Source organism: uncultured Gemella sp. (assembly GCF_963515875.1).
Taxonomy (GTDB): Bacteria; Bacillota; Bacilli; order Staphylococcales; family Gemellaceae; genus Gemella.
Genome location: NZ_CAUPZX010000007.1, coordinates 28,523 through 54,345 on the forward strand (window position 1 = coordinate 28,523; position 25,823 = coordinate 54,345).

Below are 25,823 nucleotides of genomic sequence, written 5' to 3' on the forward strand. Positions count from 1 at the left end.
TCTTATCAAGGAGTAACTAGATGAAAAAAACAAGACTAGAAAGCAATGTAAATGAAAATATTATACAAGAGGAGATTCAGATACTCACAGAAATGTTGTTAAAAGCAACTCAAAAGTTAATTTCGGAAGAGACATTTGAAAAAATTGTAGAATTAAAAGCATTAGCTGATGAAAAAAATTATGATAAATTAAATCTTATTATTAAAGATTTAACACAAGAAGAGATGGAAATAGTAGCTAATTTCTTCTCGGTTTTACCATTATTAATTAATATTGCTGAGGATGTTGACTTAGCATATGAGGTAAACTTCAAAAATAATTCAAATGAGGCTTATATTGGTAAATTATCTGAATCTATAAAAAATATAAAAGATAAAAATATTCTAGATAATATTAATGTAGTTCCAGTATTAACAGCACATCCGACTCAAGTACAACGTAAGACAATTCTTGATTTAACGGAAAAATTACATACATTATTAAGAAAACATCGTGATGTAAAAAATGGGCTTATTAATGAAAGAAAATGGAAAAATGATATTCAAAAGCATATAGAAATACTAATTCAAAGTGATATAATACGTGAAAAAAAATTAAAAGTAGCTAATGAAATCACCAATGTATTAGAGTATTATAATCTATCTTTTATTAAAGCAATTGGAAAATTAATGACTGAGTACAAAATGTTGCTAAAAGAAAATAACATTGAATTAAAAAATGAGACTCCTATAACTATGGGTATGTGGATTGGTGGAGATCGTGATGGTAATCCATTCGTAACTGCAGAAACGTTAAACTTATCTGCTATGAAACAATGTGAGCTTATAACAACATACTACTTAGAAAAGTTAGAAAGTTTATATAGAACTTTCTCTATGTCAACACAATATATAGAAGAAAGTAAAGAATTAGAAGAACTAGCCAATCTTTCAAATGATTCGTCGGTTTACAGAGAAAAAGAACCGTATAGAAGAGCTATTTTTTATATAAAGGAGAAATTAGAGAATACAAAAGAATACTTACTTTATGATAAAGAAATTGGAGAAAAGTATTTAACATCTACAGAATTTATTAATGATTTAGAAATTATTGAAAAATCATTATTAGAAAACAAAGGTGAAATACTAGTTACTGGAGAGTTTGAAGAGCTATTAAATGTTGTTAAAATCTTTGGATTTTATTTAGCTAGTATTGATATGAGACAAGACTCAAGTGTTTATGAATCATCAGTTGAGGAACTATTAAATAGTGCAAATATAGAGAAAAATTATAGTGGACTTACTGAAGAGGAAAAATGTAAATTGTTATTAAAACAATTAAAAGAAGATCCACGACCATTGAGCATCAATGATGAAAATAAGCAATCAGAAGAGTTGAAAAAGGAATTATCTATTTTTAGAACAGCAAGAAGATTAAAAGATAAACTTGGAGATAATATTATTAAACAAAATATTATCTCGCATACAACAAGTATTTCTGATTTATTAGAACTTGCAATTATGTTAAAAGAAGTAGGATTAGTTGGAAGTGACTTTGCTAGACTTCAACTAGTTCCATTATTCGAAACTATAGAAGACTTGGAAAATTCATATGAAATTATGGATGAATATTTAAGTCTTGATATAGTAAAAAAATGGGTAAGTGATAATAAAAATTATCAAGAAATCATGTTAGGATACTCTGATAGTAATAAAGATGGTGGATATTTATCATCAGGATGGTCACTATATAAAGCACAACAGGAGCTTTCTTCATTAGGAGAAAAACATAATATTAAAGTTACTTTCTTCCATGGGCGTGGTGGAACGGTAGGTCGAGGTGGTGGACCAAGTTATGATGCGATTATTTCACAACCATTAGGAAGTGTTCAAGATAGAATTCGATTAACAGAACAAGGTGAAATTATAGCGGCCAAATATGGAAATAGCGACGCAGCATATTATAACTTAGAAGCACTATTTTCTGCTGTTATTCAAAGAATGAATGCTGATAAAGTCAATACTGATATTAGAGGTATTCCTGAAATTCAAAGAATTATGGATGAGATAGTAGAGGATAGTTATAATAAATACCGTGAGTTAGTTTTTGAAAATAAAAACTTCTATAATTACTTCTTTGAAGCAACACCAATTAAAGAAATTTCTAGTTTAAATATAGGATCACGTCCAGCTTCACGTAAGAAAATTACTGATATCGGCGGGTTAAGAGCTATTCCATGGGTATTCTCATGGTCACAAAGTAGAATTATGTTACCAGGATGGTATGGAGTAGGTACAGCATTCTCTAATTTTATTAGTAAAGATAAAGATAATATAGAGATACTTCGTAACATGTATAAAAACTGGCCGTTCTTCAACTCATTATTGTCAAATGTAGATATGGTAATGTCAAAATCAAATATGGGAATTGCTAAAGAATATGCAAATCTATGTCATGATGAAGAAACTAAAAAAGTGTATGATGAAATATTAAGAGAATGGAATTTAACAAAACAAGTAGTATTAGAAATTTCAGAACATAAAGAATTTTTAGAAGATAATACTTATTTAACTCGAAGTTTAGAAAATAGGTTACAGTACTTCAATACTCTAAACTTGTTACAAGTAGAGTTAATTAAACGTGCAAGGGAAGGTAAATTACCAGAATCACAAATTAATACAATTCACATTACGATTAATGGAGTTGCTACCGGGCTTAGAAACTCAGGATAATATAATAAATAGATTCAGAAGTAGGTTTAATGAAATGCCAATTTCTGAATCTTTATTTTGTTTATAATCCAGTAAGATAAATTAGATTAAAGAGAAACCAGACTGATTAATAATAAATAAACTTTATATGATGTAATAGTTTATTGATATCTAAAATTATCATAAAAAGATTATTAGATATTTTATAATCTTAATAGGGAGGATACAAAAAACCAATCTTTCCAAAATCACGGTTTTTTAGACCTCCCTAGTTAAAAATATTATTTAATTTTAATAGCTATATAGCTATGTGGTGGTACAACTGTACCAAAAGGTGTAGAGTATATTTCAGTATTACCGAATAACTTATCACCGCAATAATTTTCAATAAAATGAGCTTTAGAGTCAAGATTAATAATACAAAGAATATTATTACGTTTATATGCAACGCATTTTTCATTAGTGTAAATAAATTCGAAATTTGTTATAAAATCTTCTCTATTGTCATTTCTAAATTTTGATAGATTAATGTAGTGATCTAATAAATCTTCATCTTTATTATCATGTGTAAAACCTAATCTATTATATGGATCTCTAAAACCATACATTCCTATTTCATCACCATAATAGATACATGGTACACCAGGTAAAGTGAATTGAATAAAACTTGCATACTTAAGTAGTTCCTTCGCTTTATTATATTGTTCAGGTGACATTTTATAAGTAGGTCTTTCATTGACTGGTACATTTTCTGGATTATCGAATGCCAGCATTGTTAGAACACGTTCTGTATCATGACTACCTAGCAAATTCATCACAGTATCAAGAGCAGGACGAGGATAGTTTTCTACAAGTTTTAATATTTCTAAAGTAAAATCTTCTGCATTTTTATTTTTTACAAAATCTATAATTGCATTTTTCCAAGGGTAATTCATTACACTGTCAAGTTGATCTCCAAGGAAATAGCGTCTTCGTGTATTATATGAGATTTTATTTGTAGCATCTTCCCAAACTTCACCTATTATAAGAGCATCTTTATCGTAATATTTAGCACTCTCTCGAATTCTATCTAAAAATTCATCTGGAAATTCATCTGCAACATCTAAACGCCATCCTGCGATACCTAATTTTTGCCAAAAATTAACAACTCCGGTGTCTTTGTTGTTGATAAAATCACTGTATTCTTTATTTTCTTTTATTACAGTTGGTAAGTTATCAAATCCCCACCATGAGTGATATTCATTAGGGAAATTCTTAAAGTCAAACCAAGGATAATAAGGTGAACTTTTAGAGTTAAATGCACCAATACTGTCGTAGTTATTATATCTATTGAAATAGATACTATCTGAACCAGTATGACTGAATACACCATCTAGAATAATTCTGATATTATCGTTTTTAAAGTTATTACAGAAACTTTCAAATTGTTCATTTGTTCCAAAATATGGATCAACATTAAAATAATCAGAAGTAGAATATCTATGATTTTCAGGGCTTTCTACAATAGGATTAAGATAAATGCTTTCAATATTTAATTTTTTAAAATATTCTTTTTCTTCTTCAATACCTAATAAATTACCCATTAAGAAATCTTTGGCCCCGTAATTTTCGTGAGTAATAGAAGAATGAGGAATGTTGTTCCAATTTTCATGGCGTATTCTAATATTTTCATTTCTAGCCACTTGTGCAATATATTTTTCACTACGTTTAAATCTATCTGGGAAAATTTGATACATAATAGAGCCTTTGTACCATGATGGGGTAGTAAAGTTCGAATCATAAACTGTAAGTTGCCAATCTGGAAGTTCATCAATATTGTTTACTAATTTAGCATTAAGTCTATCATTTTTCAGAAAAACATAGAAACTATCAAAATGAACTTCAAAATGATAAAAGTATAAACCTATGTTAAATGGCTCGAAGTTTACACCATATTTTGTGTAATTTTCTTCAGTTTTCTCTTTAAAAGATAAACTTTTAGTAATCAATTCGCCTGTGAAATCATTTCTAATTACAATTTTTAGATCATTAAAGTAAAAATCGTCTTTAATTAAGACTTCAAATTTTAAGTTTTCTTTGTTATTAATAGCTCCTTTAGGAAATTTATTTTTTATTGGATTAAATTTAATCATATTTTTTTCTCCGAAATGTTAATTTTTTGTTATTAAACTGTTTTACAAAATTCATCATTTTAATTTTAATATAAAAGTTTTTAAATGTAAATATTATTATTATAAAAAAAACAAAAAAATATTAGTATAAAAGCAATGTAAAGGGTGTAATTAGCGTTTGAAAAAAGTTACAGAAAACATTTACACTTAACACTTTTTGTGTTATAATATAGGTATAAATATTTAATGAATAAGCGAATATAATTTTAACTATTTTATACGCGGTATTTTTCATAATAAATTTTTTTAAGAGTAAAAGAAAACGGTTACTTTTAAAGAAAAGGGGGCTATTAAGTGAATAATAATATGGCGGAATATTTATTCCATGAAGGGACAAATTACCATAGCCATAAATTTTTAGGATCATTTTTAGAAGGAGACACATGTACTTTTAGAGTATGGGCTCCAAATGCGAAAAAAGTTTTTGTTACAGGTGAATTTTGTTCGTGGCATCCACATGCTCATGAAATGAGACTTATAAATGACAAAGGTATTTATGAAATTACAATACCAGGTGTTAGTCAATTTGATGCCTATAAGTATATCATAGTTACTAGAAGTGGAGTTGAATTATGGAAGGCTGATCCATATGCGAAACATGCAGAGACTAGACCATTGACAGCATCAAAAGTTTATTCTATGCCAGATTACAAATGGAATGATAGTAGATGGATGAAAAATAGAGAAGTACCTTATCATCGTCCAATGAATGTTTATGAAGTTCATTTAGGATCATGGAAACACCACGAAGATGGTAAGGAGATGAGTTATAGAGATCTAGCACATACACTGGTAGATTATGTTAAAGAAATGAATTATACTCATATCGAATTACTACCAGTAACGGAATATCCATATGATAAATCATGGGGGTATCAGGCAACTGGTTACTTCTCGCCAACTTCTAGATATGGAACACCAGAAGATTTCATGTATTTTGTAGATCGTTGTCATCAAAATAATATAGGAGTAATTCTAGACTGGGTTCCTGGTCATTTTACAAAAGATGCTCATGGGTTATATGAATTTGATGGGACTCCTTGTTATGAATATTCTGATCTAAGGAAAATGGAACATGAAGGTTGGGGAACAAGAGTATTTGATTATGGTCGAAACGAAATTAAGTCATTTTTAACTTCAAGTGCAGTTTCTTGGATAGAAGATTATCATATTGATGGAATTAGAGTAGATGCTGTTAGTTCTATGATATTTTTAAATTATTGTCGAGATGAAGAAAAATCTGCAAGAAACATCTATGGTGGATTTGAAAATCTAGAAGCAATTGATTTTATAAAGAATCTTAATCTATATATAAAAGAAAATTATCCTGGTGTTAGTATGATTGCTGAAGAATCTACAAGTTATCCAAAGGTTACAGCTGCAGTCGAGCATGGTGGTTTAGGATTTGATTTCAAGTGGAATATGGGATGGATGAATGACAGTCTTGATTACTTAGAAACAGATCCTTTCTTTAGAAAAGGAGTACATAACAAATTTACTTTTTCAATGCACTATGCATTCTCAGAAAACTTCATTTTACCTATATCACACGATGAAGTAGTTCATGGGAAAAAATCACTTTTAGATAAGAGTCCAGTACCTTATGATGAGAAATTTGGTAATTTTAAAGCATTTTTAGGATATATGTATGCACACCCAGGGAAAAAATTAACTTTTATGGGAATTGATATTGCACAGTATATTGAGTGGGATGAAGAAAGAGAATTAGATTGGTTATTGATGTTATATCCAAAACATGTCTTCACACATAGATATGTTAAAGAATTAAACAAGTTTTATAAAAATACACCAGCATTATGGGAAAACGATAGTGATTGGGATGGATTTAAGTGGCATGTAGTGGATGATTATATTAATAACGTATTTGCTTTTTCACGAAAAGATAGAGGAGGAAAAGAAGTACTAGTAATTAGTAACTTTTCTAGTCAAATATTGAAGAATTATGAAATCGGAGTAGATACTTGGGGAAGTTATAAAATAGTATTGAACTCGGATGCTAAAAAGTATGATGGTATAGCTATTACTAACAGAAATTTAAGGACGATAAATAAAGAAAAAAATGAATTTAAATATACTTTGAGTATAAACATTCCACCTTATACAACAATGTATATAGAAAAGAAATAATAAGTTTAGAAGAAGGGGGTCAAAATAATGGCACGAAAAAAAGAAGTAGTAGCTATGCTACTAGCAGGAGGACAAGGAACAAGGCTTCAAGTTTTAACAAAAGACATGGCTAAACCAGCCGTACCTTTTGGAGGAAAATATAGAATCATAGATTTTCCTTTATCAAACTGTGCAAATTCAGGTATTTCAACAGTTGGAGTATTAACACAGTTTATGCCACTTGAACTCAACTCATATATGGGAAATGGTCAACCATGGGATTTAGATAGAATGGATGGTGGATTATCTATTTTACCACCTTATACAGCTGGGAAAACTGGTGAATGGTATAAGGGGACTGCAAATGCAATATATCAAAATATAAAATATATAGAGCAGTATAATCCAGAATATGTGCTTATTTTATCAGGAGATCACATTTATAAAATGAATTATAAAGAAATGTTAGATTTCCATAAAGAAAAAGGTGCTGATTTAACAATTGCTCATATTAATGTACCAATAGAAGAAGCAAGTCGTTTTGGTATTTTAAATACTAATTCGGACTTGAAGGTAACTGAATTTTTAGAAAAACCAGAACATCCGATTTCAACAAAAGCATCAATGGGAATCTATATTTTCAGCTGGAATCAACTTAGAGAATATTTGATTCGTGATGAAGAAAATGAAGATAGTGAAAAAGACTTCGGTAAAAACATTATTCCAATGATGTTAAATGAAGGTAAAAATATCTATGCATATCCATTCTATGGTTATTGGAAAGATGTAGGAACAATTGAAAGTTTATGGGAAGCTAATATGGACCTAATTAAAAATAAAGAAAACTTTAATATCGATGATAAATTATGGAGAATATACTATAGACACGAAGGAGCTATGCCACAATATTTAGCTCATAGTGCAAATGTTAAAAACTCTATGATTTCTGATGGAACAGCTGTATACGGTACTATTTCAGATTCTATTATTTCTTCAGGTGTGAGAATTGAAGAAGGAGCGGAAATAGTAGGAAGTATTATTATGAAAAATGTATTAATTGAAAAAGGAGCGAAAATCTTTAATTCAATTATTGCAGAAGGTTCAGTTATCAAAGAAAATGTAGAAGTTGGAAATAGAGAAATAGTTTTAGGGAAAGAGCAAATAACTGTAATCGGTAGAGATGAAGTTGTAAATGAGAATAGGAAAGTAGAGGGAAAATAATATGGTAAATGCATTTTGTATATTATTCGCAGATAATTATCGTAATGATGACTTACAAGGATTAGTAAGAAATAGAACACTAGCATCTTTAGCTGTCGCTTCAAGATATAGAATGGTTGACTTTATGTTGTCTTCTTTAGTAAAAGCTGAAGTTTCTAACATTGCGGTAGTAACAAATCACCACTATAAATCACTAATGGATCACCTAAGTTGGGGGAAAGACTGGGATTTAAACAGAAAAAATAGTGGACTAAAATTCATTACTCCTATGTCAAATCATCAGTCAAATCGTCTAGCTCAAAATAAAATAGAAGCATTAGGCGATGCTGCAAGATATGCAGACACTTTATTAGAAGAATACTGTATTCTTACAGATGGAAATATCGTTGGTAATATTGACTTTAAAGATATGGTAAAATATCATAAATCAACAAATGCTGATATTACTTTAGCGTATACTTATAGACAACCTCAACAGCGCGAATCACAAATTATCTTTGATGACAAACATAGAGTATATGATAGTTTATTTCACTATGACGGATATAACGAAGTATGCCCGACACAAGTGAAGATTTATATAATGTCTAAGGGGATGTTCAAGGAAATAGTTAAAAAAGGTATGACATTAGGTTGGCAAGATTTATTATTAGACTTTATCGCTAAAAATTTCCATAGATTAAATGTGTATGGATATGAAGTTAAAAACTATATTAGAACAATTAATAGTGTTCAAGAATACTACAACTTTAACAAAGACTTATTAAACCCTGAGAAATTAAATGAATTATTTTTATCAGGAACTGATATCTTAACAAGAGTAGCAGATAGTGTACCGACAACATATGGAGATGGAGCGATTGTTAAAAACTCTATTTTAGGTGATGGCTGTGAAATTAATGGTATAGTTGAGGATAGTATATTATTTAGGGATGTTGTAGTTGAAGAAGGTGCTGTTATTAAGAACTCGATAGTTATGTCTAACAGTGTAATTAAAAAATCAGTATATCTAGATTATGTAATTGTTGATAAAGGTGCAGTTGTTTCAGAAAAAGTAGAATTAAAAGGAACTGAAAACTGTCAAGTTATTGTAGAAAAGAATAAAGTAGTAGAATAATAATAATGGGTTAGAATAAAATGTGGAAAAAGTTTGTAAAATCTTCGATTTTCTATTGAAAATAGAGTATAATATACAGATAGACTACATCTAAAACTAACCCTTTTAGTATGATAGTAATAACGAATAAGGAGAAATATAATGAAAATATTATTCGTGGCGGCAGAAGCGGCACCATTTGTTAAAGTTGGAGGTCTGGGAGATGTTATAGGATCTTTACCAAAGGCACTTCAAGATGAAAATGTAGAAGCAAGGGTAGTACTGCCATTGTATTCTTCAATAGATAGAGAAAAGTACGATTTAAAATATAAACAGCATATTTTTATAAACTTAGGATGGAGAACTGTTTACTGCGGAATATTTGAAGCACAAGTGAATGGTGTAACATACTATTTTATAGATAATGAACAATACTTCAATAGAGCTAGTGTATACGGACAAGAAGATGATGGAGAGAGATTTGCTTTCTTCTCTAAAGCAGCTTTAGAAATTTTACCACATATAGATTTTAAACCTGATATAGTTAATGCTAATGATTGGCATGCAGCGTTATCTATAATCTATCTTGATGATTTAAAATCACGAGGAGTGGAATTCTATCAAAATATTAAAAGTATAATATCTATTCATAATATTGAATTCCAAGGTAAGTTTAATCCGTATGATATGGGGTACCTGTTTGGCTTAGATAACAAATATTTTGATGCCCTAATATATAAAGGTGATTTAAATCTATTAAAAGGTGCTATCCAGTTAGCTGATAGAATTAATACAGTGAGCGAAACGTATGCACATGAAATATTAGATCCCTACTTTTCATACGGCTTAGATGACATCTTGAGAGTGGAACAAGGAAAACTTCACGGTATTATTAATGGTTTAGATATTGATAAATTCAATTCGAAAACTGATAACCAAATTTTCAAGAATTTTGATGTAAAGACATTAAAAAATAAAGTTCAAAATAAATTAAAATTCCAAGAAGAAATGGCGTTAGAAGTAAATGAAAATATTCCGATGATTGGTATGGTTACGAGATTAACTCACCAAAAAGGTATAGATCTAGTCCTTCATGTAGCTGATGAAATATTAAAAACAGGAGCACAGCTAATAATTCTTGGAACGGGAGATAGACATTATGAAGATGCTTTACGTTCTCTTGAGTATCGACGTCATGATAAGGTAAGAAGTTTAATAATGTTTTCACCAGAAGTTTCATCAAAAGTTTATAGTTCTTGTGATATGTTCTTAATGCCATCAAAAACTGAACCATGTGGGTTATCTCAGTTGATTTCAATGCGATATGCGACGATTCCAATCGTGCATAGAGTAGGCGGATTAAAAGATACAGTAGTTCCATTTGATGGTAAGTTTGGAACAGGATTTACTTTCGAAAGTTTTGATGCTTACGATATGCTAGATGCTATCTATAGGGCAACATATTGTTATTACCAAGAACGTCATATTTGGAACAAAATTATGAAAAATGCAATTAACCAGGATGTAAGTTGGAAAAAATCAGCATTACAATATATAGATATGTATAATGAAATTGTGTAAAACAATTAGAGTTAGGAGACACTAATGAAAAATAAAGAATTTGAACAAAAAGTTGAGAAGTATTTAAAAAGACAATTCGGTATAACTATAGCACAAGCAAGTAAACGTCAAGTTTATGAAGCTCTTATGAGTACGGTAAGAGAAAAACTATCTGAGAAGAAATTCGCTTACGAACAAGAATTGAAAAAAACAAAACAAAAACGTGCTTACTATATGTCGATGGAGTTCCTTGTAGGTAGAACATTAAGAAATAACTTGTTTAATCTAGGTGTAGAAAAAGATGTAAATAAATTTTTAGCAGACAATAATTTTGACTTAGATGAGATTTATGATATCGAGCCAGATCCAGGATTAGGTAATGGAGGGCTAGGACGTCTTGCTTCATGCTATTTAGATGCTTTAACAAGTAGTGATTACCCAGTTACAGGATTTTCAATTTTATATGAATATGGTATATTTAAACAAGTAATTAATAATGGGTGGCAACAAGAATTCCCAGACTATTGGTTAGATTTAGGTAAGTATGGATTAGTATATAGAAATGACGAAGAAATTGAAGTAAGATTCTATGGTTATGTCGAAGAAAAAATGACAGAAAATGGTTTTAAAGTTGAACATAAGGATTATACTTCAATTCAAGCAGAACCTTATGATTTACTAATTTCTGGATATAAAACAAAAACTGTAAATACATTGCGTTTATGGGAAGCAAAAGCAAAAACTGGATTTAATATGAAATTGTTCGAACGTGGAGAATACTCTAAATCTTCTGAAGCAGAAGCGATTGCCTCTTCAATTTCTAAATTATTATATCCGGCAGATAGCACAAATGAAGGTAAAGAATTACGTATTAAACAACAATACTTCTTTATTAGTGCGTCATTACAACAATTAGTGAAAAATCACTATAATGAATTTGGTACATTAGAAAACTTAAGTGAACATGTTGCTTTACACATCAATGATACTCATCCTGCGATGGGAGTACCAGAATTAATGAGATTATTACTTGATGAATATGGTTATTCTTGGGATAAGGCTTGGGAAATTACAACTAAAACTTTTGCCTACACGAACCACACAATTATGGCAGAAGCTTTAGAAAAATGGTCTGTGGATTTATTTAAACCATTATTACCACGTATTTATTCAATTATTGAAGAAATTAATAAACGATTCTGTCAGTGGGTAATTGATCAAGGAAAAGAATTTACATTAGCAGAGACTGCAATTATATACGATAACCAGATTAGAATGGCTAATCTATCAATCGTAGGAAGTCACAATGTTAATGGTGTATCAAAACTACACAGTGATATTCTTGTAGATTCTACGTTTAGAGCATTTAATGAACTTTATCCAACTAAATTCGGTAATGTAACAAATGGTATAGCACACCGTAGATGGTTAGGTCAAGCAAATCCTGAGTTAGCTTCTTACCTTGAAGAATTAATCGGAGATGACTTTGTAAAAGATTTATCTAAGATTAGTAAGCTAAATGAATTTAAAAACGATAAGAAAGTTGTAGCTAAGCTTCAAGAAATTAAAAAAATTAAAAAAGAACAACTTGCAAAATACATTCAAAATACTACAGGTATAACAGTTAATCCTGATTCAATTTTTGATGTTCAAGTTAAAAGACTACACGAATATAAACGACAATTACTAAATGCATTACATATTGTATACTTATACAGAGAGATAAAATACAATGGATTACGTCCAGTACCAAGAACGTTTATATTCGCGGCAAAAGCTTCATCAGGATATCAAATGGCAAAAAATATAATTAAATTTATCCACTCAATCTCACAAATGATAGAATGTGATGAATTAGTTCGTGATTACATTAAAGTTGTATTCTTACCTGATTACAAAGTAACACTTGCAGAAAAAATTATCCCAGCAGCTGATATTAGTGAACAAATCTCACAAGCTGGTAAAGAAGCAAGTGGAACAGGTAATATGAAACTAATGCTTAATGGAGCGTTAACATTAGGAACTTTAGATGGTGCCAATGTTGAGATTCATGAAGCGGTAGGTGATGATAATATCTTTATCTTTGGATTAGAAACTCCAGAAGTTGATGCTTTAAATGCACAAGGTTATAAACCATGGGAATACTATAATAATTCAACTAAGATTAAAGAAACTTTAGATTTTATTAGAACTATGACTGTTGGTGGTATGAACTTTAGCTTTATCGTAGATTATCTATTGACACAAGATAATTATATGTGTCTTGCTGATTTTGAAAGCTATGTTGCAGCACAAGAAAAAGTAGCTCAAACATATCAAGATAAAGAAAAATGGGGGCGTATGAGCTTAGTAAATACAGCTAATGCTGGTATCTTCTCAGCAGATAGATCTGTAGCCGAATACGCTAAAGATATCTGGAATATAAAAAAAGTAAAATAGTAGATTAAAAAAAGAGTAACTTAGAGAATTTTTTCTTTCTAAGTTGCTTTTTTTTATTTCAATAAAATTAATAGATGATTTTAGACATAAAGTATATATAAACGTGCCATTCTCATAGATAAAATACGATTAATATGGTAAAATTAAAAGGAAAGACTGTGCAAATTCCAAAATTAATATTTATTTTGAAAATGCACACTTAGTAAATTATAAAGAGGTAACTATGGCAAAAGAAAGAGCAGATGTCCTTTGTGTGAGTCAAGGGCTATTTGAATCACGAGAGAAAGCAAAACGAGCAATAATGGCTGGGATTGTTTATAATGATAATATTAGAATAGATAAAGCAGGAGAAAAAGTTGAGGTAACGGCTGAACTTAGAATTAAAGGTAAACAGATGCCTTATGTAAGCCGTGGAGGACTAAAATTAGAAAAAGCAATAAATGAACTGAATTTTGATGTGAAGGATAAAGTTATGATAGACATAGGTTCTTCAACTGGCGGATTCACTGATTGTGCTTTACAAAACGGTGCCAAGTTTGTCTATGCTTTAGACGTTGGTACGAATCAGCTTGTTTGGAAACTGCGTAATGATGAACGTGTAAAGGTTATGGAACAGACTAACTTCCGACATTCAGTAAAAGAGGATTTTGATGTATACGATATAGATATAGCTTCTATCGATGTTTCATTTATTTCATTATCATTAATATTACCAAATCTGGCCGAGATTATAAAAGACGGCGGAGAGGTTTGCGCCCTTGTGAAACCTCAATTTGAAGCGGGAAAAGATAAGGTAGGAAAAGGTGGAATTGTTCGAGATAAAAAAGTTCAACTTGAAGTAGTAGAAAAAGTGTTATTACTAGCAAATAGTGTTGGCTTTAGTATGACGAATCTTTCGTATTCACCCATAACAGGCGGAGAAGGGAATATTGAATTTCTAATGACTTTAAAATACAATGAAACTAAAGAAATAGAAAATAAAAATATAAACATTGAGCATATTGTTAATAATGCTCATAATCACTTTAAATAGAGGAGGAACTAATGTTAATTCAGTTGAATATTAAGCAATTTGGAATAATAGAAAAAGCTACAATAGAACTAAAAAATGGTTTAACTGTTTTAAGTGGAGAAACTGGAGCAGGAAAATCGATGATTCTAGCGGCAATTTCACAATTATCAGGTCAAAGAACGTCAACATCGTATATTCGATATGGAGAAGAAAAGGCTAGTGTAGAAGGAGTATTTGATTTTCCAAAGAGTAATGATGTTAAGAAGATTTTTAATGAACTTGATTTAGATTCTGAAGATGATGTTATTGTAGTTCGTCGTGACATTTATAATAGTGGTAAGAGTGTTTGTAGAATAAACGGAACTATAGTAAATCTATCAACATTAAAAAAGGTAGCAACTCATTTATTAGATATTCATGAACAACATGATAATCAGGTTCTATTAGTAGAAAAAAATCATCTTAATCTTGTAGATTCATTCAACAAAGAACAAATTCAGCCGCTATATTTAAAATACAAAGAAAAGTATAAAGAATACCAAGTAATTAAAGAAAAAATTGATAACTTAAAACAACAAGAAAGTGACGTTCTTCAAAAGGTAGACTTTTTAAAATTTCAATATAAAGAACTAAGTCAGATGAAGTTGAAAAAAGATGAAGATTTAGATCTTGAAAAAGATATTGATTACTTAGAGAATTTTGAAAAGGTAAATAATCTCGCTCATAGTATAACAGAAGGAATTGATGGAGAATACGGAGTACTTTCAAAATTAGCTGAGATTAGATCTAATTTAGGAGAACTAAGTAGGTATAATTCTAATTTTGAAGAAAAGTATGAAGAAATTACTAATTTATACTATATTCTAGACGATTTGAAATATGAAGTATCTAGTTATACTGATGTAATTGAATATGATGAAGAAAAACTTGATCGCTATATTTATCGTTTAGATAAAATAAAAACATTAGAGAAAAAATATTCAAAACCACTTAATGATCTTATAGCATTTACAGAGACTATTAAAGAAGAATTAGATGAGTTAGAGAACTATGAAGAAAATTTTGGAAATTACTTAGAAGAAAGCAAGAAAATAGAGAAAGAATTAGTGGTTTTAGCCGAGAATTTGAGTTCGAAAAGAAAAGAAACAGCGCTTAAATTAGAACAACTAATACAAGATGAATTGAAATTCTTATATATGGAAAAAAGTACTATTAAAGTAGATTTCAAAGAAAAAGAATTTTCAACTACAGGGAAAGATGATGTTAAGATATTAATTAGTGCAAACCTAGGAGAACCGTTAAAATCACTATCAAAAGTAGCATCTGGAGGAGAGTTATCTAGGGTAATGCTAGCTCTAAAAATTATTTTCTCAAGAAGTATAGAAGCTACTTCAATAATTTTCGATGAAATTGATACTGGAGTAAGTGGAAGAGTATCGCAAAGAATGGCAGAAAAAATGTACCAACTTGGTGTTGGTTCACAAGTACTTTGTATTTCGCACTTACCACAAACTACTGCCTTAGCAGATACAAACTTGTTGATAAGTAAAGAAATAAGTGATAAGAGAACGTTGACTGTGATTAGAGAGTTAACTGAAGAAGAGAAAATTGCAGAAGTAGCAAGAATGGTATCTGGGGATACTATGACAAAACTCTCTGAAGAACACTCTATAGAAATGTTAAAACTAGCAGAAAAAACTAAAGCAGATATAAGAGAAAAAATAAATAAATAGTTATAGTAAATACCAAAAGGGTATAGGAGGAACATGACTAAAGAAGGAAAAATTTTAAAAGCACTTAGTGGATTTTATTATGTAAATTGTTCTGAAGAAATAGTTACGTGCCGAGCACGAGGTAACTTTAGAAATGAGAATATTACACCTTTAGTAGGAGATGATGTAAAGATTCAACTAAGTGACAATAACACGGGATATGTGATAGAGATACTAGAAAGAAAGAATGAGTTATTACGACCAAAAGTTGCCAATATAGATTACAGTATTATTGTAGTATCAGTAAAAGACCCAGAATTTTCTAGTAAGCTACTAAATAAAATAATTTGTTTAAATGAAAATAGTAATGTAGATATCATTATCATTTTTACTAAGTTAGATTTATTAAAAGATGATGAGTTAGAAAAAATGAAAGAAATAATGAACTACTATTATGAAATTGGTTATCAAGTATTCACTAATTCAGAGGAAGATATCGATAAACTTAAAGATGTCATTTCTAATAAATATGTAGCAATATCAGGGCAATCAGGAGCAGGAAAATCTACGTTTATTAATAAATTAGCAGAGCATTTAGCTATAGAAACAGGAGAAATTTCGAAACATTTAGGGCGTGGACGACATACTACAAGGCATACGGAATTTTATCAAATAGATGATTTTTATATAGCAGATACACCGGGATTTTCATCTCTAGATATTACATTTATTGAAAAAGAAGATTTACAATACCTATTTAGAGAATTTCATGATTATGATTGCAAATTCAAACCATGTAATCATATGGAGGAAATTCAATGCGGTGTTAAAGAAGCGGTAGAAAGTAAAGAAATACTTGCAAGTCGTTATGAAGACTATAAGATGTTATTTACAGAAAAACAAAATCAAAAAAGAAAATATATAAAGGAGAGATAAGATGAAGAAAATATTACCTTCGATTTTATCGGCAGATTTTTCTAACTTAGAAAAAGATATTAAAGAATTAGAAAATATCGGAATTGATATGTTTCATATCGACGTAATGGACGGAAATTTTGTTCCAAATATTTCATTTGGATTCCCAATAATTGAGTCAATTCGTCCTAAAACAGATAAGATATTTGATTGTCATTTAATGATAGATAATCCAGAAAATTATGTTGAACAATTTTGTAAAGTAGGATGTGATATGGTTTCGTTTCATATTGAAGCTACAAATCATGCAGACAGATTAGTTCAAGTAATTAGAGACAATGGAAAAAAAGCTGGAATTGTATTAAATCCTCAAACTCCAATTGAAAGTATAAAATATTTATTGCCAAAATTAGATTATGTTTTGATTATGACAGTTAACCCTGGATTTGGTGGACAAAAATTCATTTCAGAAATGTTAGAGAAAATCGAAGAATTAGCAAAAATTCGCGAAGATAAAGGTTATAACTTCTTAATAGAAGTAGATGGAGGAATTAATATAGAAACTTCAAAAGCTTGTCGAGATAAGGGTGCGGACTTATTGGTGTGTGGTTCATTTTTATTTGGAGCAAGTAATAAAGAAAAAACATTAGGTGAGTTGTTGAAATAATGAATATAAGAAAGATAAATATAATGTTAGGAGGAGTATTTCCGAAAGAAATACCATCGACTGACTTATGGTGTGGAGTAGATAAAGGAGCACTGTACTTACTTAATAAAGGAGTGAATCCAATATTAAGTTGCGGAGATTTTGATTCGATAACTTTGGAAGAAAGAAAAGAAGTTGAAGAAAAATCTAAGTACTTTAAAGTGAAAAATAGTGAAGATTTAACAGATGCAGAATTTGCGTTAGAACATATTTTAGAATTATTTGAAGAGGTTGAAGTCATAGATATATATGGAGCAACTGGACGTAGATTAGATCACTTTTTTGGCAATATTTTATTATTAAATAATTTAAAGTATAATAATACTAAAATTAGAATTATAGATGATAATAATATTATCACAACAGCTAAAAAAGGATTAAATTCTTTTGAAAGAATAGAAGGGTATAAATATTTCTCAATAGTTCCTATTTATGAGAATACAGTTATGACGATAAAAAATTCAAAATATGAAGTAGATAATTTAGTTCTGACTTTAAATCGTCCGAATGCAACAAGTAATGAATTTTCAAGTGGAAAAGCAATTGAGTTGCAAGTGAGTGAAAATGTATTAGTTATATATTCTAAAGATTAGAAGGTGAATGTATGGTAGAAATATTACAATTTATGCTTATAGCCGTTTTTGCGGGATTTTTAGGTTCATTAGTTGGTCTAGGTGGTGGAATCATCATCACTCCCGCATTAACAATTTTATTTGGATTTGATATAAAATATGCTATTGGAGCAAGTATTGTTGCTGTTATAGCGACAAGTAGTGGTTCTGCGATAGCATTCGTAAAAGATCATGTAAGCAATATGAGAGTCGGAATGCTTTTGGAAGTATTTACTACAGCAGGTGGAGTAGTTGGTGCATTAATGGCAGGTGTATTTTCATCAAAATTATTATATATATTCTTCTCATTGATACTATTGAATTCTTTTTATGGAATGCTTAAAAAAGCAGGTATAATTACTAAAAAACGAGTAGAAGAAAAAGTAGAAAATGATAAATATGCTGAAAAATATAAACTTAATTCATCATATTATGATAAAGCGACAGGTAAAACTATCGAATATAATGTCGCAAATGTTCCACAAGGTTCGTTAGTAATGTTTGGGGCAGGATTTGCCAGTGGGTTATTAGGAATTGGTAGTGGAGCTTTTAAAGTAATAGCCTTAGATAGTTATATGAAATTACCAATTAAAGTAAGCACAGCAACAAGTAATTTTATGATGGGAGTTACAGCCACAGCCAGTGCATTAATATATTTCTTTAATGGAACTATTAATCCAGTAGTAGCAGCACCAATTGCATTAGGAACATTAATAGGTTCTAGAACAGGTGCGAAAGTAATGCAAAGATTAGATGCTAAATACATACGCTTAATTTTTCTTCCAATTCTGTTATTTACAATAGTTAATATGTTCTTAAAAGGACTGGGGGTGCTTTAATATGAGTGAAAAAAGAGATGTTAATGTAGTAATCGCAAATATTATAAAAACAGGAGTCTTCATAAGTTCATTCTTTATTATAACAGGTATAATACTTAGCTTCATACAAGGAGCAAATGGTGTATTAACTGTAGAGAGATATACTTTTAATGAAATGCTAAGAGGCTTAGTATCACTTAATTATTATTCATACTTAATGTTCGGTATATTTCTTCTAATACTAACCCCTGTATTACGTATTTTAGGATTACTGTATATCTATATTGAACAAAAAGACTACAAATTTGTAAGAATTTGTATTTTAGTACTTGTGATTCTAATTGTGAGTCTATTTTTGGGAGTAACACATAGCTAAAATATAAAAAAAATTAAATAATGCAATGTTCAACTATGTGATAGCAATAGAATTTATCGCGAAATGTGTACAAAATGTGAACGAAAAATGGTAAAATGTGGTAGAAATACTTGTTTTTAGCATTTTTCTTTTGCTATAATAATAACTATGTTATACAATAATAATATAATATTTACAATTAAATATAATTTAACACATATAAGGAGGTATATCTATGTTGGATCCACTATTACTTGCAAGGATACAGTTTGCAGCGACAACAGTGTTCCACTTCTTCTTTGTGCCTATCACTATAGGTATGGTGTTCTTAATCGCAATTTTTGAAAGTATTTATGTTAAAACTGGCGATGAGCATTATAAGAGAATTACGAAGTTTTTTGGTCACTTATTCCTAATTAACTTCGCTGTTGGGGTTGTTACAGGTATTCTTCAAGAGTTCCAATTTGGTATGAACTGGTCTGAATATTCTTCATTTGTAGGGGATGTTTTCGGACCATCACTTGCGATAGAAGCCTTGCTTGCATTCTATCTTGAGTCTACATTTATCGGTATTTGGATTTTCTCTTGGGAGAAAATTAATAAAAAATTACACGCAATGTGTATTTGGTTAGTAGGTATCGGAACAATTATGTCAGCGTTCTGGATTTTATCAGCTAACTCATTCATGCAACACCCAGTAGGTGTTAAATATGTTGAAAACAGCGTAATTGGTAAAAAAGCAGAAATGATTGACTTCTTTGCAATCATTAAAAACCCATACTTATGGAATCAATTCCCTCACGTAGTAACAATGGCAATTACTGTAGGGGCATTTACAATTGCGGGTATAGCATCTTGGAAAATACTTCGTAAACAAGAAGTTGAAATCTTCAGAAAAGCTTTTAGAGTTTCAATTATTGCTGCTCTAATTGGTTCTACTGGATTATTCGTAACAGGACACTCTCAAATGCAATATTTAGTAAGAGAATATCCTATGAAAGTTGCAGCTGCTGAAGCTTTATATGAAGATACTGGAAATTCAGCAGCATTCTCTGTTCTAGCAACAATTGATCAGAAACAACAAAAAGCAGAACATTACCTTGAAGTTCCTGGTATGTTAAGTTTCTTAGCATATGATAAATTTGAAGGAAGCCTTAGAGGTATGAAATCTCTTCAAAAAGAAATGGATGAAAAATATTATCCAGTAGTTGGAAAACACATCGATTACACACCGCATGTACCAACAATTTATTACTCATTCAGGGTTATGTCTGGTGCTGTAGGTATCTTAATATTAATGTCATTACTTGGAACAATTTACTCATTTAAGAGAACTGAAACTAAGAAACGTTTGTTCTTACAACTTATGCCATGGACTTTACTAGTAGCTGAAGTTGCTACTGCTTGTGGTTGGATAATGGCTGAGATGGGACGTCAACCGTTCTTAATCTTTGGAGTAATGGCTACTGAATCAGGAGTTTCACCAAACTCTGGAGCATCAGTATTATTCTCGTTATTAGTATTCTGTGTATTGTATACAATCTTAGGAATTATACAATTTATCGCATTTAGATACACAATGAATAAAAAAGAAACAACTGTGAAGGAGGTAGCATAGTATGGATTGGTCAGTAGCATTGCCAAATATTTGGTTCTTACTTATTACGATACTATTTACAGGATTCTTCGTATTAGAAGGATATGACTTCGGGGTTGGGGTACTAGCTCAAGTACTAGGTAAGACTGATGAAGATAAACGTGTTTACTTCAATACAATTGGTCCTTTCTGGGATGCAAACGAAGTTTGGCTATTAACAGGTGGTGGAGCAATGTTCGCAGCTTTCCCGATCTGGTACGGTAAATTATTTAGTGGGTACTATATCGCATTCGTATTAATGTTAGTAGCGTTAATCTTGCGAGGCGTATCATTTGAATTTAGAGGTAAATTAGGTGATAATAGAACTTGGATTAAATCATTCGATATAGCAATGTTTGTTGGTAGCTTACTTCCTCCAGTATTATGGGGAGTTGCAGTAGCTAACTTCATGACAGGAGCAAACCTTGATTCTAAGAAAAACTTAGTTGATGGTTTCTTAGGTTTATTATCTCCATTCACTATCCTTGGTGGAGTAATGATGTTACTTCTTATGTTAGTTCACGGAGCACAATTCTTAGCTCTAAAAACTACAGGAGAACTAAGAAACGCAGCTCGTGCAACATCTGCATTATTATTCCCATTTGCTGCGGTAGTAACATTAGTATTTGCAATATGGGCATTATTTAAAACAGATATCTTTACAACAAACTATTATGTTGGTTTAGTACTAGCAGTAATTGCGGTAGTATTCTTCGTATTATCATTTGTTTTAAACTTTAAAGGTCGTGACTTAGGTGCATTCTTAAGTACATCAGGAACATTAGCGTTCCTAACTCTAAGTGTCTTCGCAGGTATGTTCCCACGTGCTATTATAAACAGTAATGATGTTAGTCAATCACTATTTATTTATGATGCTGCGAGTGGAGTATACACTCTAAGACTTATGACAATAGTTGCATTATTCCTATTGCCATTCGTTTTAGGATACCAAGTTTGGTCATATTCTATTTTTAGAAAACGACTAACTAAAGAAGATAAATTGGAGTATTAGTCAATGAAAAAAAAGGAAGCAAAATTAAAACTTCCTGTTAAAAAAAGTCTTACATTGACACTATTAATATTATCAATATTCGAAGCAGCTTGTATAATTATACAGGCTGCTTTTTTAGCAAAAGCCATAGTTGGGCTATTTGATAGAAACTTTGATAATGTAGTAAGAGACAGTGTTCTTTTTTTAATAGGTTTTATTTTTAGGATAGTGTTCTTACATTTACAACAATATTTTACTGAAAATCATGCTATTAAATTCGAAAAAGATATTAGAAGAAAATTACTTCAGAGTTACTTTGATTTAGGTCCTGATTTTACCTCAAGAGAAGGATCAGGAAAACTAGTAACATTAGCAATTGATGGAATAGGTAAAGTTAAACAGTATTTTGAACTAAATGTTTCAAAACAAATACGTGGAGCTATAATACCAACCTTAGTAGTTATATTTATATTTTATACAGATTACGTTTCTGCGCTAATGATAATATCTGTAATACCAGTTATCGTAATTTTCATGATTCTACTAGGAATTAATGCTAGAGATATGGCGAATAGACAGTATAAAAAATATAGAGCATTATCTAATAACTTTATTGATACAATTCGAGGAGTAGAGACGCTTAAATTTTTAGGAGTAAGTAAAAATTACTTACCTATAATGGAAAAGAAGAATAGAGAATATCGTCAGAGTACGATGAAAACACTTAGTGTTGCTTTTTTAAATAGCTTTGCTTTAGATTTTTTAACAACAATAGCAATAGCACTATTAGCAGTAAGATTAGGGATACTTTTATTAGATGGAAGTACAGTCTTATTGCCATCACTAACAGTATTATTAATAGCACCTGAATTTTTCCTTCCTATGAAACAAGCTGCAACAGATTATCATGCAACGCTTGACGGACAAATGGCATATGAAGATATCAACAGAATGATAATCGATAATGAAAATAATAAATCAGAGAAATCTTCTATTGAAAGTGTGGAAAATATTAAACTACAAAATGTAAGCTTAATAAAAGATGAGAAGAAAATTCTCGATAATATAACTTTATCAATAAACAAAGGTGAAAAGATTTGCCTTGTAGGCCAAAGTGGAAGTGGGAAAACTTCATTAATCTCAGTATTATCTGGGTTTAATGAACAGAGTGAAGGTGAGATATTAATAAATAATGAAGTTACAAACTTAAAAAATGTACATTGGTCAAACAATATTTCTTATATTTCGCAATTTCCTTATGTATTCCCAGATACAATTCGTAATAATATATTATTCTATACTAATGAAAATATAAGCGAAGATCAGTTAAGAAAAATTAGCGAGTTAGTAGGTTTAGATAAATTTATTTCTACATTATCACAAGGATACGATACTAATATTGGAGAAGGTGGTCAAGAGTTAAGTGGAGGTCAAGCACAACGTATTGCCATTGCCAGAGCTTTAATTAGTAATAGAGAAGTAATTATTTTAGATGAACCTACAAGTCATCTGGATATAGAAACAGAGTTTGAAATAAAAGAAAAACTATTAGAATTATTTAAAGGTAGAACCGTAATTATAGCTACTCATAGACTACACTGGTTGAATAATGTGGATTATGTGTTGAATCTAGAACAAGGAAAGGTTAGTGATTTTGAAAAAGTAGTTGAATTTAAAAATTCACCACGTTTTGAAGAATTGAAAGCTAATCTAGTAGGAGGTAGCTATAGTGAAAAATAATTCAATTATAAGAAAAGAAATTAAAAAGAATAAAGGCGTAATGAGTGGAGTAGTCTTTTTAGGATTAATGTCTGTTATTAGTGGAGCAGCGTTAATGTATGTATCAGGTTACTTAATCAGTAAAGCATCATTACAAATTGGAAATATTTTAATGCTACAAGTACCTACAGTACTGACAAGAACATTTTCACTATCACAATCTACATTTGCTTATATTCAAAGATTAGTAAGTCATAACTTAGTTTTAGGTATAATCGAAAAAATGCGTAGTAGGGTATATAAAATATTAGAACCTAAAGCATTAAAATTGAAGAAAGAATATAAGTCTGGTGATTTACTAGGTATTATTTCTGAAGATATTGAAAATATGCAAAATATCTATCTAAAAACAATATTCCCAAGTATTATTTCATTAGTATTATATGTACTTTTCATTACGGTAATGTTTGGCTATGATGCGAATTATGCAATCTTAGCAGCTCTATTTGGAATTTTTATAATCTTTGTAGTTCCATTTGCTTCACTTACTATTACTAGAAAGAACTTTCAAATTATGAAGGAAGCTAAGTACAACCTATACCGTGATTTTACAAGTGCGATTTTTGGACTAAGTGACTGGATTTCTTCTAATAAAGTAAATGAATTTATGGATGATTACCAAGCTAAAGAAGAAAAACTTTTACGTCGTGAAAGAAAGATTAAAACATTCGTTCACTTAAGAGAAAACTTTGTAAACATACTTGCGGGTGCCGTAGCATTCTTAATGATTTATAGTTGTTGGAATATGACTGTTAACAATGTAGTAGAAAATGTTTATATCGCATCATTCTGTATGATGGTATTATCAGTTCTTAGTGTAGCTGTAATGACAAGTGAAGCTGTGGCCCACATTCCAGGATACGAGGTTTCTATAAATAGAGTAAAAGAATTTTATGCTCAAGGAAATGACGAAAAAGTTGAAGTTGTTGATTCAATAAATTCTGAAGGAAATATTATTGATATTAAAAACTTATCTTTTGAATATGAAAAAGGCAAAACTATTTTAAATAATTTATCACTTTCTATTAAAAAAGGTGAGAAAGTAGCAATATTAGGAAGAAGTGGTGTAGGAAAATCTACATTGGTGAAATTATTAACAGGTACTTATACAGATTATCAAGGTGAGATAGTTGTTCTTGATAAAAAACCAATAGAAACAATGTTAGGTACAGAAATTTCGCTTTTAAACCAAAAACCTTACCTATTTGATATGACGATTAGAGAAAATCTTAAACTTTCTCTGCTAGATACAAAATTAGAGGAAGCTGAAATTGAAGATAAAATTAATGACAGTTTAGAAAAAGCACAACTAACTAAATTGCTTCAAAGTTTACCAGATGGTATAGATACGAATGTCTTCGAAACTGGTAGTAGGTTTTCAGGTGGAGAACGTCAACGTATTGCTTTTGCTAGAAGTATAATTCAAAATAATGAATTGTTATTACTAGATGAGCCGACTGTAGGATTAGATCCAAAGACAGAGCATGAACTATTAACTACAATTTTTGAGTCTAGTAAAGATAAAACAATTGTATGGATTACCCATCATTTAAACTCTATTGAATATATGGATAGAATAATATTTATTAAAGATGGAGAAATAGAGATGGATGGAACTCATAGTGAACTTTACGCAACAAATGATAAGTATAAGAAATTGTATGATATGGATAACATAGCGTAATAGTATTTGCAAAACTTTACAAATATAGAGCAGTTACAGGAACAAGAAAAATGACTAACACAGGTAAAGAGAAACGAGTTAGACCTATAAATTTTGATTGAAAAATGCTATAATACAACTTGTATAAAAGTATAAAGTATTTGGAGGTTTAGAATATGGAAGTAATTGCACTATTGAGATGGTAGCACTTTTGTCCAAACTCGATGTCGATAAGCATATAGACGTTGAAATTAAGCTGGATGAGCTGGATTTGACAAGTGCGGAGAGTAAAGCAACATATGCTCAAATCAAAGAATATGT

General features: G+C 30.1%; 18 protein-coding genes. 17 read left to right on the forward strand and 1 reads right to left on the reverse strand.

The genetic code is table 11. The features are described from left to right. The first annotated feature begins 20 nt into the window (after positions 1 to 20). A complete protein-coding gene (gene ppc / locus RWL85_RS02490; RefSeq protein WP_314084546.1) occupies positions 21 to 2,711 on the forward strand; it encodes a phosphoenolpyruvate carboxylase in 2,691 nt (896 codons plus the stop codon). A gap of 260 nt (positions 2,712 to 2,971) precedes the next feature. Here the strand turns inward: ppc and RWL85_RS02495 are convergent, their stop codons facing one another. After that, positions 2,972 to 4,822 (reverse strand): glycoside hydrolase family 13 protein, encoded by a 1,851-nt coding sequence (locus RWL85_RS02495; RefSeq protein WP_314084549.1) that lies wholly within the window; start codon positions 4,820 to 4,822, stop codon positions 2,972 to 2,974. 333 nt (positions 4,823 to 5,155) lie between these two features. Here RWL85_RS02495 and glgB point away from each other — a divergent pair, with 333 nt between their 5' ends. The 16 genes from glgB to cydC all read left to right on the forward strand — a co-directional run bounded on the left by glgB (position 5,156) and on the right by cydC (position 25,523). After that, on the forward strand, positions 5,156 to 7,009 hold the full coding sequence (gene glgB, locus RWL85_RS02500) for a 1,4-alpha-glucan branching protein GlgB (protein ID WP_314084552.1): 1,854 nt from the start codon (positions 5,156 to 5,158) through the stop codon (positions 7,007 to 7,009). A 27-nt stretch (positions 7,010 to 7,036) separates the two neighbouring features. Beyond that, on the forward strand, positions 7,037 to 8,209 hold the full coding sequence (locus RWL85_RS02505; RefSeq protein ID WP_314084555.1) for a glucose-1-phosphate adenylyltransferase: 1,173 nt from the start codon (positions 7,037 to 7,039) through the stop codon (positions 8,207 to 8,209). Between the two features lies 1 nt (position 8,210). After that, a complete protein-coding gene (gene glgD / locus RWL85_RS02510) occupies positions 8,211 to 9,326 on the forward strand; it encodes a glucose-1-phosphate adenylyltransferase subunit GlgD (RefSeq protein WP_314084558.1) in 1,116 nt (371 codons plus the stop codon). Between the two features lie 141 nt (positions 9,327 to 9,467). After that, positions 9,468 to 10,886 (forward strand): glycogen synthase GlgA, encoded by a 1,419-nt coding sequence (glgA, locus tag RWL85_RS02515; RefSeq protein ID WP_314084560.1) that lies wholly within the window; start codon positions 9,468 to 9,470, stop codon positions 10,884 to 10,886. Positions 10,887 to 10,910: 24 nt separating this feature from the next. Beyond that, positions 10,911 to 13,304: a glycogen/starch/alpha-glucan phosphorylase gene (locus tag RWL85_RS02520; RefSeq protein WP_314084563.1), complete on the forward strand. Its 2,394-nt coding sequence runs from the start codon at positions 10,911 to 10,913 to the stop codon at positions 13,302 to 13,304. A gap of 223 nt (positions 13,305 to 13,527) precedes the next feature. Continuing rightward, on the forward strand, positions 13,528 to 14,337 hold the full coding sequence (locus RWL85_RS02525; protein ID WP_314084566.1) for a TlyA family RNA methyltransferase: 810 nt from the start codon (positions 13,528 to 13,530) through the stop codon (positions 14,335 to 14,337). 11 nt (positions 14,338 to 14,348) lie between these two features. After that, a complete protein-coding gene (gene recN / locus RWL85_RS02530; protein ID WP_314084568.1) occupies positions 14,349 to 16,049 on the forward strand; it encodes a DNA repair protein RecN in 1,701 nt (566 codons plus the stop codon). Between the two features lie 33 nt (positions 16,050 to 16,082). After that, a complete protein-coding gene (gene rsgA, locus RWL85_RS02535; RefSeq protein WP_314084571.1) occupies positions 16,083 to 16,964 on the forward strand; it encodes a ribosome small subunit-dependent GTPase A in 882 nt (293 codons plus the stop codon). A 1-nt stretch (position 16,965) separates the two neighbouring features. Then, entirely contained in the window at positions 16,966 to 17,610 is a 645-nt protein-coding gene (rpe, locus tag RWL85_RS02540) for a ribulose-phosphate 3-epimerase (protein ID WP_314084574.1), read from the forward strand. Beyond that, the gene (locus RWL85_RS02545; RefSeq protein ID WP_314084577.1) at positions 17,610 to 18,242 is read left to right on the forward strand and encodes a thiamine diphosphokinase; all 633 of its coding nucleotides are present in this window, start codon (positions 17,610 to 17,612) and stop codon (positions 18,240 to 18,242) included. Before rpe ends, RWL85_RS02545 begins: the two co-directional genes overlap by 1 nt. Positions 18,243 to 18,253: 11 nt before the next feature. After that, entirely contained in the window at positions 18,254 to 19,099 is an 846-nt protein-coding gene (locus tag RWL85_RS02550) for a sulfite exporter TauE/SafE family protein (protein ID WP_314084580.1), read from the forward strand. Between the two features lies 1 nt (position 19,100). Next, a complete protein-coding gene (locus RWL85_RS02555) occupies positions 19,101 to 19,454 on the forward strand; it encodes a DUF1634 domain-containing protein (protein WP_314084581.1) in 354 nt (117 codons plus the stop codon). Positions 19,455 to 19,668: 214 nt separating this feature from the next. Beyond that, a complete protein-coding gene (locus tag RWL85_RS02560) occupies positions 19,669 to 21,051 on the forward strand; it encodes a cytochrome ubiquinol oxidase subunit I (protein WP_314084583.1) in 1,383 nt (460 codons plus the stop codon). A gap of 1 nt (position 21,052) precedes the next feature. Next, entirely contained in the window at positions 21,053 to 22,081 is a 1,029-nt protein-coding gene (gene cydB / locus RWL85_RS02565) for a cytochrome d ubiquinol oxidase subunit II (RefSeq protein WP_314084586.1), read from the forward strand. Positions 22,082 to 22,084: 3 nt separating this feature from the next. Then, positions 22,085 to 23,800 (forward strand): thiol reductant ABC exporter subunit CydD, encoded by a 1,716-nt coding sequence (gene cydD, locus RWL85_RS02570; protein WP_314084589.1) that lies wholly within the window; start codon positions 22,085 to 22,087, stop codon positions 23,798 to 23,800. After that, positions 23,790 to 25,523 (forward strand): thiol reductant ABC exporter subunit CydC, encoded by a 1,734-nt coding sequence (gene cydC / locus RWL85_RS02575; protein WP_314084590.1) that lies wholly within the window; start codon positions 23,790 to 23,792, stop codon positions 25,521 to 25,523. The genes cydD and cydC overlap by 11 nt, the downstream gene beginning before the upstream one ends. The last annotated feature ends 300 nt before the right edge of the window (positions 25,524 to 25,823 follow it).